Origin of the sequence: Actinacidiphila alni (assembly GCF_900112845.1) — a bacterium.
Lineage (GTDB): Bacteria > Actinomycetota > Actinomycetes > Streptomycetales > Streptomycetaceae > Actinacidiphila > Actinacidiphila alni.
The window spans coordinates 22,859-36,262 of record NZ_FONG01000007.1; the positions used below are offsets into that span (position 1 = coordinate 22,859).

General features: G+C 71.5%; 13 protein-coding genes. 5 read left to right on the top strand and 8 right to left on the bottom strand.

Going from position 1 to position 13,404, the window contains the following annotated elements; all coding sequences use genetic code 11:
• Positions 1-32: 32 nt before the first annotated feature.
• The 3 genes from BM076_RS13290 to ctaC are packed head-to-tail and all read right to left on the bottom strand — an operon-like array spanning position 33 to position 3,174.
• Positions 33-431, bottom strand: coding sequence for a cytochrome c oxidase subunit 4 (locus BM076_RS13290; RefSeq protein WP_093713709.1), 399 nt, complete (start codon positions 429-431; stop codon positions 33-35).
• Positions 428-2,185 carry an aa3-type cytochrome oxidase subunit I gene (gene ctaD, locus BM076_RS13295; RefSeq protein ID WP_093713710.1) on the bottom strand — a complete coding sequence of 586 codons (1,758 nt, stop codon included), beginning with the start codon at positions 2,183-2,185 and terminating at the stop codon, positions 428-430. The genes BM076_RS13290 and ctaD overlap by 4 nt, the downstream gene beginning before the upstream one ends.
• Positions 2,182-3,174, bottom strand: a complete 993-nt coding sequence (gene ctaC, locus BM076_RS13300; RefSeq protein WP_093713711.1) for an aa3-type cytochrome oxidase subunit II — start codon at positions 3,172-3,174, stop codon at positions 2,182-2,184. Before ctaC ends, ctaD begins: the two co-directional genes overlap by 4 nt.
• 247 nt (positions 3,175-3,421) lie before the next feature.
• Between ctaC and BM076_RS13305 the strand changes: the two genes are divergently transcribed.
• Positions 3,422-4,846 carry a cysteine desulfurase/sulfurtransferase TusA family protein gene (locus BM076_RS13305; RefSeq protein ID WP_093713712.1) on the top strand — a complete coding sequence of 475 codons (1,425 nt, stop codon included), beginning with the start codon at positions 3,422-3,424 and terminating at the stop codon, positions 4,844-4,846.
• 16 nt (positions 4,847-4,862) lie between these two features.
• On the opposite strand, the gene BM076_RS13310 is transcribed toward BM076_RS13305, so the two are convergent.
• A complete protein-coding gene (locus BM076_RS13310) occupies positions 4,863-5,840 on the bottom strand; it encodes a carbohydrate kinase family protein (protein WP_093713713.1) in 978 nt (325 codons plus the stop codon).
• Between the two features lie 149 nt (positions 5,841-5,989).
• Here BM076_RS13310 and BM076_RS13315 point away from each other — a divergent pair, with 149 nt between their 5' ends.
• Together BM076_RS13315 and BM076_RS13320 are read left to right on the top strand one after the other, a co-directional pair.
• Positions 5,990-6,214, top strand: a complete 225-nt coding sequence (locus tag BM076_RS13315; protein WP_093713714.1) for a hypothetical protein — start codon at positions 5,990-5,992, stop codon at positions 6,212-6,214.
• 126 nt (positions 6,215-6,340) lie between these two features.
• On the top strand, positions 6,341-7,969 hold the full coding sequence (locus BM076_RS13320) for a hypothetical protein (protein WP_245796031.1): 1,629 nt from the start codon (positions 6,341-6,343) through the stop codon (positions 7,967-7,969).
• A gap of 90 nt (positions 7,970-8,059) precedes the next feature.
• Here BM076_RS13320 and BM076_RS13325 read toward each other — a convergent pair whose 3' ends face one another.
• Entirely contained in the window at positions 8,060-8,416 is a 357-nt protein-coding gene (locus tag BM076_RS13325) for a HesB/IscA family protein (protein WP_093713715.1), read from the bottom strand.
• A gap of 255 nt (positions 8,417-8,671) precedes the next feature.
• Here BM076_RS13325 and nadA point away from each other — a divergent pair, with 255 nt between their 5' ends.
• Together nadA and BM076_RS13335 are read left to right on the top strand one after the other, a co-directional pair.
• Positions 8,672-9,844: a quinolinate synthase NadA gene (gene nadA, locus BM076_RS13330; RefSeq protein WP_093713716.1), complete on the top strand. Its 1,173-nt coding sequence runs from the start codon at positions 8,672-8,674 to the stop codon at positions 9,842-9,844.
• Positions 9,845-9,876: 32 nt separating this feature from the next.
• Positions 9,877-10,755 (top strand): GNAT family N-acetyltransferase, encoded by an 879-nt coding sequence (locus BM076_RS13335; protein ID WP_093713717.1) that lies wholly within the window; start codon positions 9,877-9,879, stop codon positions 10,753-10,755.
• A 112-nt stretch (positions 10,756-10,867) separates the two neighbouring features.
• Here the strand turns inward: BM076_RS13335 and BM076_RS13340 are convergent, their stop codons facing one another.
• From BM076_RS13340 to pspAA, 3 genes are all read right to left on the bottom strand, one after another.
• Complete coding sequence (locus tag BM076_RS13340) at positions 10,868-11,587, bottom strand: response regulator transcription factor (RefSeq protein WP_093713718.1); 720 nt, start codon at positions 11,585-11,587, stop codon at positions 10,868-10,870.
• Positions 11,584-12,966: a sensor histidine kinase gene (locus BM076_RS13345; RefSeq protein WP_093713719.1), complete on the bottom strand. Its 1,383-nt coding sequence runs from the start codon at positions 12,964-12,966 to the stop codon at positions 11,584-11,586. The genes BM076_RS13340 and BM076_RS13345 overlap by 4 nt, the downstream gene beginning before the upstream one ends.
• A 107-nt stretch (positions 12,967-13,073) precedes the next feature.
• A complete protein-coding gene (gene pspAA, locus BM076_RS13350; protein WP_093713720.1) occupies positions 13,074-13,352 on the bottom strand; it encodes a PspA-associated protein PspAA in 279 nt (92 codons plus the stop codon).
• Positions 13,353-13,404 lie beyond the last annotated feature (52 nt).

Consider the following 13,404-nt stretch of genomic DNA (forward strand, 5'->3'; position numbering starts at 1 on the left):
CCCACCGGACGGGACTGCTGCCTGCCGCCGCCCTACTGGGTGCGGTTCTCACCGTGGTAGTACTCGAACACCCAGCCGTACACGCCGATCAGGATGACCGGCAGCGAGACGAACAGCAGCCACCAGCCGAAGATGATGCCCAGGAACGCCAGCGCGCCACCGGCGGCCAGCGCGAGCGGCTGCCAGCTGTGCGGGCTGAAGAAGCCCAGCTCGCCCGCGTCGTCGGCGACCTCCGCGTCCTCCCGGTCCTGCGCGCCGGTGTCGGCCCTGCGCGCGGTGAACGCGAGGTAGAAGCCGATCATCGTGCTCAGTGCGAAGGCGAGGAAGAGCGCTGTCGTACCCGCCGGCTCCTTCGACCACAGGCCGTACACCACGGCCGAGGCCAGGATGAAGACGGCCAGGCCGAGGAACATCTTGCCTTGGATCCTCACTGGCCGGCCTCCTTGCCGTCACTGTGCAGGTCGCCGCTGACGCCGGACAGCGCCTGGTCGGGACCGCGGTTGACCAGCGCGTCGATCGCCGAGATCTCCGGGTGGTGCAGGTCGAACGCCGGGGATTCGGACCGGATGCGCGGCAGCGTGGTGAAGTTGTGCCGCGGCGGCGGGCAGGACGTCGCCCACTCCAGCGAACGGCCGTAGCCCCACGGGTCGTCGACTTCGACCTTCTTGCCGTACTTGGCGGTCTTCCAGACGTTGTACAGGAACGGCAGGATCGACAGGCCGAGCAGGAACGAACTGATGGTGGAGACGGTGTTCAGCGTGGTGAAGCCGTCGGCCGCCAGATAGTCCGCGTACCGCCGCGGCATGCCCTCGGCGCCCAGCCAGTGCTGGACGAGGAAGGTGCCGTGGAAGCCGAAGAACAGCGTCCAGAAGGTGATCTTGCCGAGCCGCTCGTCGAGCATCTTGCCGGTCATCTTGGGCCACCAGAAGTGGAAGCCCGCGAACATCGCGAACACCACGGTGCCGAAGACGACGTAGTGGAAGTGCGCGACCACGAAGTACGAGTCCGAGACGTGGAAGTCCAGCGGCGGCGCCGCCAGGATGACACCGGTCAGACCACCGAAGGCGAAGGTGATCAGGAAGCCGATGGACCACAGCATCGGTGTCTCGAAACTCAGTGACCCCTTCCACATCGTGCCGATCCAGTTGAAGAACTTCACACCGGTCGGTACCGCGATCAGGAAGGTCATGAACGAGAAGAACGGCAGCAGGACTCCGCCGGTGACGTACATGTGGTGCGCCCACACGGTCACGGACAGACCGGCGATGGAGATCGTCGCGGCGACCAGGCCGATGTAGCCGAACATGGGCTTGCGGCTGAAGACCGGGATGACCTCGGAGATGATGCCGAAGAAGGGCAACGCGATGATGTACACCTCTGGATGGCCGAAGAACCAGAAGAGGTGCTGCCAGAGCAACGCGCCGCCGTTGGCCGCGTCGAAGACGTGTGCCCCGAATTTCCGGTCGGCCTCCAGCGCGAGCAGCGCGGCGGCGAGCACCGGGAAGGCCAGCAGGACCAGCACACCGGTCAGCAGCACGTTCCAGCAGAAGATCGGCATCCGGAACATCGTCATGCCGGGCGCGCGCATGCAGATGATCGTGGTGATGAAGTTGACCGCACCGAGGATGGTGCCGAAGCCGGAGAGCGCCAGACCCATGATCCACATGTCCGCGCCGACGCCCGGCGAGCGGACCGCGTCGGACAGCGGCGAGTACGCGAACCAGCCGAAGTCGGCCGCGCCCTGCGGGGTGACGAAGCCGCCGACCGCGATGAGCGAACCGAACAGGTAGAGCCAGTAGGCGAACATGTTCAGCCGCGGGAACGCGACGTCGGGGGCACCGATCTGGAGCGGCATGATCCAGTTCGCGAAGCCCGCGAACAGCGGGGTGGCGAACATCAGCAGCATCACGGTGCCGTGCATCGTGAACGCCTGGTTGAACTGCTCGTTCGACAGGTACTGATTGCCCGGCCGGGCCAGCTCCGCACGCATCAGCAGTGCGAGCACACCGCCGATGAGGAAGAAGGCGAACGACGTGATGAGGTACATCGAACCGATCGTCTTGTGATCGGTGGTGCTCATCCACGTGACGATCACCGAGCCGGGCTTCCGCTTGCGGGCCGGGATCTCGTCCGCGTAGGAGTCGTCCGCCGCGGCGGCGCCCTGCGGTTCGTTGAGAATGCTCATGTGGTCTTGGGCTCCGAGTTCTTCGCGTTGCCCGTGGTGGCGATGCCCGCCGGGATGTACCCGGTCTGGCCCTTCGCCGCCAGGTCCTTGAGGTGCTGCTTGTACTCCTCGGGCGAAACGACCTTCACGTTGAAGAGCATCCGGGAGTGGTCCACACCGCAAAGCTCGGCGCACTTGCCAAGGAAGGTGCCCTCCTTGCTCGGAGTCACCTCGAAGACGTTGGTGTGGCCGGGGATGACGTCCATCTTCATCAGGAACGGAACGATCCAGAAGGAGTGGATGACGTCACGCGAGGTGAGGACGAACCGCACGCTCTCGCCCTTGGGCAGCCAGAGCGTCGGGCCGGGGTTCCCCGTGTCCGGGTTCTTGCTGGCCGGGGTGCCGACGTCGTAGACGCCCTCGGCGCCGGCCGGCATCAGCAGCTTGTTCGTCGGGATCTCGGACAGTTCCTTCGGCACGCCGGTGGGCGTCGCCGGGTTGCCGTCCACGTCCTCGACGTAGTTGAAGCCCCAGCTCCACTGGAAGCCGACCACGTTGATCACGTGCTGCGGCTTCTTGGAGGTGTCCAGGATCTTCGACTCGTCACGGGCGGTGAAGTAGAAGAGCACCGCGATGACGATGATCGGAACGATCGTGTAAAGGGCCTCAAGGGGCATGTTGTAGCGCGTCTGCGCGGGGACCTCGACCTTGGTCCGGCTGCGCCGGTGGAAGATCACGCTCCACAGGATCAGGCCCCAGACGAGGCAGCCGGTCACCAGTGCGGCGGCCCAGGAGCCCTGCCACAGCGCCAGGATCCGGGGTGCCTGTTCCGTGGCCGGACTGGGCATGCCGAGGCGGGGATAGTCCTTGTACGAGCAACCGGTGGCGGTCGCAAGGACCAGGCCCGCGGCCAGCGCCCGCGGCAGCCATCGCCGCATCGGGCGTCGCGACGAGGGGTTACCTCCCACGCCGTTCTGGCCGTGGGGGAGGTCGGAGCCGTTGGGACTCACGTAGCGCCTTCCCGAGAGTCTCGCCCGAGCGTGCCGGGTTCGGCCGCCTGCTGGTCGGTCGCTCCGTGCTTGGGCAATGAGGTGTGGATGTTTATGCGGACCAAACCCTACTGGACGCAATTTGAGGTCACGCGGGGAGGGGGTCCAACGCGCCGGGGCACTCCCCGAAGGGATGGAATCCCGCGCTCAGGACGCCTTCTGACAGTGCGCCCGGCCGGTCCCGCGGGGGTGGTTGTAGCGTGCTGAGGTGTCCTATTTCGATATGGCTTCCGCCGCTCCGCTGCACCCTGTCGCCCGGCAGGCGATGATCGCCGCGCTCGACGAGGGGTGGGCGGATCCGGCCCGGCTGTACCGCGAGGGGCGGCGTGCCCGGCTGCTGCTGGACGCGGCCCGGGAGGCGGCGGCGGAGGCGGTCGGCTGCCGCCCCGACGAGCTGGTGTTCACTCCTTCGGGTACCCACGCGGTGCACTCGGCGGTGTCGGGCGCGATGGCGGGCCGCCGCCGGACGGGCCGTCAGGTGGTGGTCTCGGCCGTGGAGCACTCCTCGGTGCTGCACGCGGCGCAGGCGTACGAGCAGGTGACCGTGGGCGTGGACCGCTCGGGCCTGGTGGCCGCGGACGACGTACGGGCGGCGCTGCGTCCGGACACCGCGCTGGTCTGCCTGCAGTCGGCCAACCACGAGGTGGGGACGGTGCAGCCGGTCGCCGAGGTGGCGGCGGTGTGCCGGGCGGCCGGGGTGCCGCTGCTGGTGGACGCGGCACAGTCGCTGGGCTGGGGCCCGGTGGAGGGCGACTGGTCGCTGCTGACGGCCAGCGCCCACAAGTGGGGCGGGCCGCCCGGGGTGGGGCTGCTCGCGGTCCGCAAGGGCACCCGCTTCGCGCCCCAGGGGCCCGCGGACGAACGGGAGTCGGGGCGCGCGCCGGGCTTCGAGAACCTGCCGGCGATCGTCGCGGCGGCGGCCTCGCTGCGCGCGGTGCGCGAGGAGGCCGAGCGCGAGGCGGCCCGGCTGTCGGTCCTGGTGGACCGGATCAGGGCGCGGGTGCCGCGGCTCGTGCCGGATGTGGAGGTGGTCGGCCACGGCACCCTGCGGCTGCCGCATTTGGTGACCTTCTCCTGCTTGTACGTGGACGGCGAGGCGCTGTTGACCGGTCTCGACCGGGCCGGCTTCTCGGTGTCCTCGGGGTCGTCGTGCACGTCGAGCACGCTCACGCCGAGCCATGTGCTCAAGGCGATGGGGGTGCTGTCGGAGGGCAACGTCCGGGTGTCGCTGCCGCCGGGCACGGTCGCCGAGGACGTGGAAGGCTTCCTCGACGTGCTGCCGGGTGTGGTCGCGGAGGTCCGGTCGGCGCTGGGCGCGCCGGCCGGGGGCGCGATCCCGGACCCCGGTACGGCGGCGGATTCCGGCGCGCCTGGGGAAGCGGCCACGGAGGCGGGCTCCGATCCGGCCACGGCCCTGGTCGTGGACTCGCTCGGCACGCTCTGCCCGATCCCGGTGATCGACCTCGCCCGGGTGATCGGCGATGTGCCGGTCGGCGGCCTCGTCACGGTGCTCTCCGACGACGAGGCCGCCCGGCTGGACATCCCGGCGTGGTGCGCGATGCGCGAGCAGGAGTACGTGGGCGAGCGCCCGGCCGAGCGGGGCACCGCCTACACCGTCCGCCGTCGCGTCTGAAACCTCTGCGAGGGGCTCAGGCGGGCAGGTGGCCGCGCACCTCTTCGGCCGCCTCGTCGCCGTACGCCTTGCTGAAGCGCTGCATGAAGTGGCCGCGGCGCAGCTCGTACTCCTGGGTGCCGACCGTCTCGATGACCAGGGTCGCCAGCATGCAGCCGATCTGCGCGGCGCGCTCCAGGCCGACGCCCCAGGCCAGGCCGGACAGGAAGCCGGCCCGGAAGCCGTCGCCGACGCCGGTCGGGTCGGCCTTGGTCTGCTCCTCGGCGCAGCCGACCACGATCGGCTGCTCGCCCTTGCGGTCGATCCGGACGCCGTTGGAGCCGAGCGTGGTGACCCGGGTGCCGACCCGGTCCAGGATCTCCTCGGCCGTCCAGCCGGTCTTGGTCTGGATCAGTCCGGCCTCGTACTCGTTGTTGAACAGGTAGGCGGCGCCGTCCACCAGGACGCGGATGTCGTCGCCGTCCATCCGCGCGATCTGTTGCGAGAAGTCGGCGGCGAAGGGGATGGCGCGGGTCCTGCACTCCTCGGTGTGCCGGATCATCGCCTCGGGGTCGTCCGCGCCGATCGACACCAGGTCGAGGCCGCCGACCCGCTCGGCGACGGCCTGCAGCTCGATCAGCCGGGCCTCGCTCATGGCCCCGGTGTAGAAGGAGCCGATCTGATTGTGGTCGGCGTCGGTGGTGCAGATGAAGCGGGCGGTGTGCAGCACCTCGGAGATCCGTACCGACGCGGTGTCCACGCCGTGCCGGTCCAGCCAGGCGCGGTACTCGCCGAAGTCGTTGCCGGCCGCGCCGACCAGGACCGGCCTGGTGCCGAGCTGACCCATGCCGAAGGCGATGTTGGCGCCGACACCGCCGCGCCGCACGTCGAGGCCGTCGACGAGGAAGGACAGCGACACCGCGTGCAGCTGGTCGGCGACGAGCTGGTCGGCGAACCGACCGGGGAAGGTCATCAGGTGATCGGTGGCGATGGATCCGGTGACGGCGATACGCACGGCGGCTGACTCCTGCGGGAGATCGACGAGTGGGGTGCGGGTGGCGGCCCGGGATTCCACGCTACCGGTTGCGCCGTCGCAGTCGGACACGGCGAAACTACCCGATAGTAGGGCTTTCTCGATGGTCCGGCCGTGCCTAGGGTCGAGACATGAGCTCTACTCCCCCGGTCACTCCCCGTATCCCGTCCGGTGCCCCGCTCGCCGAGCCGGAGTCGCTCGACCAGCTGATCGGCGACTGCCGCAGGATGGCCGCGCACTGGAACACGCCGGCCGCCACCGCCAAGAAGACGGCCGTCCCGGCCGTCCCGCACGGCATCGTCGTGCCGCCGGCATCCGCGCACGTCGTCAGCGGGATGGCCGAGTTCGGCGACTGATCGCCCGGACGGCCCAAGCCGCCTTCTCCGGTTCGTCGGCCGCGCCCGGGCGGAACCGGTACGCGGTCCGCCACGTCACATCGGCATCTGACGTACATCCGACGTACGGAGCCGAAGGAGCACGCGGTGAGCACCGAACGCGACGACGACACGACGGACCCGGCAGAGCCGACGACGGAGCCGGAGCCGGCACACGACCCGGACGCCCCCGGACGGCCCGCGCGCAGGTCACGGCTGCTGGTGACGGCGGTGGCCGCGGCAGTGCTGCTGGCCGGTGGCGGCGGCGCGTACTGGGCGGCGACCGCGGACGACGGCGGCGGGTCCAAGGCCGCGCCCGCCCCGCTGAAGCTGACCGGCGCCACGGGCGAGGACGCCCCGGCCCAGAACGGCACGGGTGACAGCGGCACGAGCGGCGGTACGGGCACGACGCCGGGCACGGGCAGCGCTCCGGCCGACGGCGCCGGCGGCGGTACGTACACGCTGACCGGCAGCCTGCCCAAGGGCCCGGATTCCGCGGCCGTCTACCGCGGGCACGGCCCGGTGGGCGCCGCGGACGTGCAGCGGCTGGCGAAGCTGCTCGGGATGAGCGGCACGGCCGTCGCGCAGGGCGACTCCTGGCGGGTCGGCCCGGCCAATGGCGCGGGCCCGACGCTGCTGGTGACCAAGGCGGCGCCCGGCACCTGGTCGTACAGCAGGTACGGCGCGTCCGGTGTCGGCCCGGTGCAGCCCGGTGGTCCCGCCTATCCCCCGCTGCCCGTCGATCCGGGCGGCCCGCGGAAGATGGTCCCGATGAAGCCGCAGAGCGACGGCGGCACCGGCTCGGACAGCGGTACGGACTCCGGTACGGCCTCCACGCAGGCGCCGAGCCCGCAGCCGCCGGTCTCCGTACAGCGCGCCGAGGACGCCGCCGCACCCGTGCTGTCGGGTCTCGGGCTGTCCGGCGCCCGGGTGCACGCGGACGAGACCGTGGGCGCCGTCCGGGTGGTGAGCGCGGACCCGGTGGTGGACGGGCTGCCGACGCACGGCTGGAGCACCGACCTGGACATCGCCTCCGACGGGCGGATCACGCTCGGGCACGGCCGGCTGGCGACGCTCGACAAGGGCGACAGCTATCCGGTGGTGAGCGCGGCCCAGGCCCTCAAGGAGCTGAACGGGCATGTGATGCACCCCGATCACGGGATCGCCGCCTGCCCCGCGCAGTCCGCGCCGAAGCCGTCACCGACTCCGACCACGACGCTGCCCGGCCAGGACAAGACCCTCCCGCACACGCTGCCCTGCGTGCCGGGCAACGGGCATCCCCTGCAGGTGCGCGGCGCCGTGTTCGGGCTGACGCTCGACTACGTCTCCGGCGCCCAGGCCCTGGTGCCCGCCTGGCTCTTCGACGTGGCGCAGCCCGGCGTGAGCCGCACCGGCGTGGTCGCGCAGACCGCCGTCGACCCGAAGTACATCCAGCGGGATGCGCCCGGGCAGCCGACCGACCCGAAGCTGCGGCACCGCACGGTGGGCCTGAGCACGTACCACGCGGACGGCAGGACGCTGGAGCTGACCTTCTACGGCGGGGTGTGCAGCACCTACAGCGCGAAGGCCGCCGAGTCGGCGGGCCAGGTGCGGGTGACGGTGACCTCCACGGAGAAGGAGGGCACGGTGTGCGTGGCGCTCGCCAAGAAGTTCACCGAAAAGGTGACGCTGGACAAGCCGCTGGGCGGCCGTACGGTCGTGGACACCTCGGACGGCAAGCCGCTCACGGCCCGCTGACGACCGACCCGCGCACGGCGGGCCCGTACACGGCAGAGCGGCGGCACCCCATCAGGGGTGCCGCCGCTCTTCGGTGTGCCGGAGCGGGACTCAGTGGAAGGAGTCGCCGCAGGCGCAGGAACCGGTCGCGTTGGGGTTGTCGATCGTGAAGCCCTGCTTCTCGATGGTGTCGACGAAGTCGATCGAGGCGCCGCCCAGATACGGGGCGCTCATCCGGTCGGTGACGACCTTGACGCCGCCGAAGTCCTTGACCACGTCGCCGTCGAGCGAGCGCTCGTCGAAGAAGAGCTGGTAGCGCAGGCCCGAGCAGCCGCCGGGCTGGACGGCGACCCGCAGCGCGAGGTCCTCACGGCCCTCCTGCTCCAGCAGGTTCTTCACCTTGGTGGCGGCAGCATCCGACAGGAGGATGCCGTCCGTCTCGGTGGTCGTCTCGTCCTGAACCGTCATGTGCTTGTCTCCCGGGTTGTACGGACTGCTGGCTACCGGTGCCAACCGGCCGCCGCGCGGATTCATTCCGTGTGTGACGGGTGTCCGCTCCGACTTATTCCCCTCCATGCTCGCACACCCCGGCAAGAGGGAGCCGGCAAGAGGGAATGCGTCACATTGACGAAACCGGCATCGTCAATCTGACACGAACGGGCTATCATAGATAACGTCAAGTAGACGAAAAGGTCTGCGCTGCAAAGAAAGGGCTACGGGCCCGTGACCACGACGCAAACGCTGGACGTTCAGCCCACGCCTCTCGCACTGCTGCTGCTCGGCCGGGAGTCCGACCCCCGCAGCGAGCGCGGGGTCGACTGCCCGGGCGACCTGCCCGCGCCGTCCGACCCCGACCTGGTGGCCCGCGCCCGGGCCGCCAAGGCCCGCCTCGGCGACAAGGTGTTCATCCTCGGCCACCACTACCAGCGGGACGAGGTGATCGAGTTCGCCGACGTCACGGGCGACTCCTTCAAGCTCGCGCGGGACGCGGCGGCCAGGCCCGACGCCGAGTACATCGTCTTCTGCGGTGTGCACTTCATGGCCGAGTCCGCCGACATCCTCACCTCGGAGCGGCAGCAGGTCATCCTCCCCGACCTGGCGGCGGGCTGCTCGATGGCCGACATGGCCAGTGCGGAACAGGTCGCCGAGTGCTGGGACGTGCTGGCCGAGGCGGGCGTGGCCGACGTCACCGTGCCGGTGTCGTACATGAACTCCTCCGCCGACATCAAGGCGTTCACCGGTCGGCACGGCGGCACCATCTGCACCTCGTCCAACGCACAGCGCGCCCTGGAGTGGGCCTTCTCGCGCGGCGAGAAGGTGCTCTTCCTCCCCGACCAGCACCTCGGCCGCAACACCGCGGTACGCGACATGGGCTTCGCGCTGGAGGACTGCGTCGTCTACAACCCGCACAAGCCGAACGGCGGGCTGACCGCGGAGCAGCTGCGCGACGCGAAGATGATCCTGTGGCGCGGCCACTGCTCGGTGCACGGCCGCTTCTCGCTGGAGTCGGTGGAGGACGTGCGCGCCCGGATCCCCGGGGTCAACGTCCTGGTGCACCCCGAGTGCAAGCACGAGGTCGTCGCGGCGGCGGACTACGTCGGCTCGACCGAGCACATCATCAAGATGCTGGACGAGGCCCCGGCCGGCTCGGCGTGGGCGCTGGGCACCGAGCTGAACCTGGTGCGCAGGCTCGCCAAGGCCCACGCCGACAAGCAGATCGTCTTCCTCGACAAGACCGTCTGCTTCTGCTCGACGATGAACCGGATCGACCTGCCGCACCTGGTGTGGACGCTGGAGTCGCTGGCCGACGGCAAGCTCGTCAACCGCATCCAGGTCGACGCGGAGACCGAGCACTTCGCGAAGCTGGCCCTCGAACAGATGCTGGCACTGCCGTAACTCCGGGCGCGTTCCGGCGCGATGATGGAGGGGTGATCCTTCGACCGGTACGCGACGACGAGGAGGACGCCGAAGTCGTGCGGGTGATCTCGTCCGCCGCCTTCGGCGCCTCGCACATCCTGAAGGGCGAGGCTCCGGACGGCCCGGCGACGGCCGAGGAGATCGCCGCGCGGCACAGCGTCACCCGGCACCTGGCGCGCACCGATCCCGGCGGCTGCTGGCTGATCGAGGACGAGACCGCGGGCCCGGCGGGCGCGGTGCTGTCCACCCGGCGCGAGGGCACCTGGGGCCTGTCGCTGCTGGCCGTGGTGCCGGGCGCGCAGGGCAAGGGCGTCGGCAAGGCGTTGCTGGCCCGGGCGCTGGTGCACGGCAGGGCGTGTCTGCGCGGCATCATCTGCGGCTCGCGCCACCCGGTGGCGGCCCGTACGTACCGCAGGGCCGGCTTCACGCTGCATCCCGCGATGCGGCTGACCGGGCCGGTGGACGCCTCGGGGCTCAAGCCGCCGGACGGCGCGGTGCACGAGGGCACGGTGCGCCACCGCGACCTGATGGACTCCCTCGACCGCAGGACGCGCGGCGGCGCGCACGGCGCCGACCACGAGGAACTGCTGCGCCACCACCGGCTGTTCGTGGTGGACGACCTGGCGGGCAGCGGCTACTGCTATCTGCGCGGCGGCAGCGTCGAACTGCTCGCGGCGACCTCGCGGCGGCTGGCCGCCCGGCTGCTGACGGCCGCGCTGCTCAGCGTGCCCGAGGGTACGGCCGCCCGCGTCGACCGGCTGACCGCCGAGCAGGACTGGGCGCTGGACGTGGGGATCGCGGCGGGCCTGGAGATCACCAACGCCGGCTATGTGTGCCTGCGCGGCATGCGGCCGCCGATGCCGTACATCCCGTCCGAGGATTTCCTCTGAGCACTTCTCCGCCGTGCGTCTTTTCGCCGGGCGCCCCTGCCCCGGGGACCCCGGCCCCGGGCACCTCGGCCCCGTGCGCCTCGCCTCCGGGCGCCGGGCGTACGGCGCGGGCTCAGCGCGGGTGCGGGCGGACCAGGCCCGACTCGTAGGCGGCGACGACCAGTTGGGCGCGGTCGCGGGCGGCGAGCTTGGCCATGGTGTGGTTGATGTGCGTCTTGACCGTGAGCGGGCTGACGCCGAGCCGTACGGCGATCGCCGCGTTGGACAGCCCGCCCGCCACCTCGACCAGCACCTCGCGCTCGCGCACGGTGAGCGCGTCGAGCCCGGAGACCGCGACCGCCCCGGCGTCACCGTGCTGCTGCGACACGAAGCGGGCGATCAGCGACTTGGTCGCGGACGGCGACAGCAGCGCGTCCCCGGCCGCCACCGTCCTGATGCCGCCGAGGAGTTCGGCCGGCTCGGCGCCCTTGCCGAGGAAGCCCGCGGCCCCGGCGAGGATCGCCTGCACCACGTACTCGTCGGCCTCGAAGGTGGTCAGCACCAGCACCGCGACCCCGTTCAGCGCCGGGTCGGCGGTGATCTCCCGGGTGGCGGCGAGACCGTCGGTCCGGGGCATGCGGATGTCCATCAGCACCACGTCGGGGCCGGCGGTCCTGGCCAGTTCGACCGCCTCGGCGCCGTCGGTGGCCTCCCCGACCACCTCCATGTCCGGCTCGGACTCGACCAGGACGCGCAGCGCGCCGCGCAGCAGCGCCTGGTCGTCGGCGAGCACGACCCGCAGCGGGCGGTCCCCTGCCCGCGGCCGTGCCGGCCGCTCCTCCACCGCGCTCATCCGGTGCCGCCGGACACCGGGTTCTGTGCGGGTGCGGCTGCCGGTGGAGGCTCCGGCGGCGCGGTCAGCGGCAGCCGCACCCAGACCCGGAAGCCGCCGCCGGGCCGGGCGCCGGTGCGGCACATCCCGCCCAGCGCGCTGGCCCGCTCGTGCATGCCGAGCAGGCCGTGCCCGCCCGAGGTGCCGTCCGGCGGGTCGGCCGGGCAGGGGATGCCGGGCGGCAGCACCGCGTCGCCCGAGCCGCGCCGGGGCGCGGGCAGGGCGGGCGACGGGAGCAGCGAGGCGGCCGTGCCGGGAGCGCCGTCGTCGTCCACCACCACTTCGAGCGCGCGGGGTTCACGGCGGATGCGGACGACCGCGCCCGCGCCCGGGCCCGCGTGCTTCTGCACATTCGTCAGCGATTCCTGGATGACGCGGTAGGCGGTGAGGTCGACGCTCGCGGGCAGCGGGGTCGTGGGGCGGTCGCCCGCGTCCTCGGCCCTGTCCGCGGGCTCCTCGCCTTCCGTTCCTTCCGTCCCTTCCTCCACGACGCATTCCACGGTCACCCGCAGCCCCGCCCGCAGGAAGCCGTCGAGGAGCTGGTCGAGCACGGCCAGGCCCGGTGCCGGTTCCATCGGGGCCTCGGGCTCGCCGGACTGGCGCAACAGGCCGACGGTGGCGCGCAGTTCGTGCAGTGCCGAGCGGCTCGCCTCGCGGACGTGCGCGAGGGCCTGCTTGGCCTGGTCGGGACGGTTGTCCATGACGTGTGCGGCGACCCCGGCCTGCACATTGACCAGGGCGATGTGATGGGCGACCACGTCGTGCAGCTCACGGGCGATCCGCATCCGCTCCTCGGCCACCCGCCGCTTGGCCTCCTCCTCGCGGCTGCGCTCGGCGCGCAGCGCCCGTTCCTCGACGGCGGCGACGTACGCGCGGCGGCTGCGGGCGGCGTCACCGGCCGCGGCGGCCATGCCCGTCCAGGCGAAGACGGCGAAGTTGGACTGCCCGTACCAGGGCCCGGGGCCGAAGGACATGGCGAGCGCGGTCAGTCCGACGCAGACCAGCAGTCCGGTCAGCCAGGTGGTGTGCCGGTCAGTGCGGGCCGCGACCGTGCACAGGGCGAGCGCCACGGCGAGGACGACCGGGATCCGGCCGTCGAGCGGGCGCAGCACGATGAACACCACGGACAGCAGACAGGTGAAGCCCAGTACGGCCCACGGCGCCCGGCGGCGCAGCACCAGCGATCCGCAGGCCAGCGCGGCCAGCGCGGTGTCCACGACGCCGAGCCGGTACGCCTGGATGCCCGCCACGGTCCCGGCCAGGATCACCGCGAGGACGACGGCGGCCAGTCCCGCGTCGGCGGTCCCCTGATGCGCCCGCAGCCAACGGCGCGGGCCCACGAGAGGATTCCTCGGCGGATACGGATACTGCACGGTAGCCAACCGTACGGGAAGCCCGGCGCGTCCCGTACCCGTCCGGCAGGCCGCCGCCGGCCCGCGGGCCGCCGTCAGCCCGGGATCAGACCGTCGTCGTTGAGCAGGCCGCGCACCTCTTCGAGGGTCGCGTCCGGCGACGGCAGGATGAGCGTGGACGGCTCCAGGGAGTCGTCCGGCACCGGCTCGCCGAGCCGGCGGACCGCGTCGAGCAGAGCGCCCAGCGTGCGCCGGAAGCCCTCCTCGTCGCCGCGCTGGATCTCGGCGAGCAACTCGTCGTCGAGCTTGTTCAGCTCGACGAGATGGCTCTCGTCGAGTCCGATCTGGCCCTCCCCCATGATCCGCACGATCATGACGGCCTCCTCCGTAGCCCCGCTGACGCTGATTTCCCGCTGACGCCGGTCT

Coding starts and splice junctions, on each gene's coding strand:
- ctaD (WP_093713710.1), bottom strand. CDS start 2,185: ATGAGCATTCTCAACGAACCGCAGGGCGCCGCCGCGGCGGACGACTCC.
- BM076_RS13315 (WP_093713714.1), top strand. CDS start 5,990: ATGAGCTCTACTCCCCCGGTCACTCCCCGTATCCCGTCCGGTGCCCCG.
- BM076_RS13325 (WP_093713715.1), bottom strand. CDS start 8,416: ATGACGGTTCAGGACGAGACGACCACCGAGACGGACGGCATCCTCCTG.
- BM076_RS13340 (WP_093713718.1), bottom strand. CDS start 11,587: ATGAGCGCGGTGGAGGAGCGGCCGGCACGGCCGCGGGCAGGGGACCGC.
- pspAA (WP_093713720.1), bottom strand. CDS start 13,352: ATGATCGTGCGGATCATGGGGGAGGGCCAGATCGGACTCGACGAGAGC.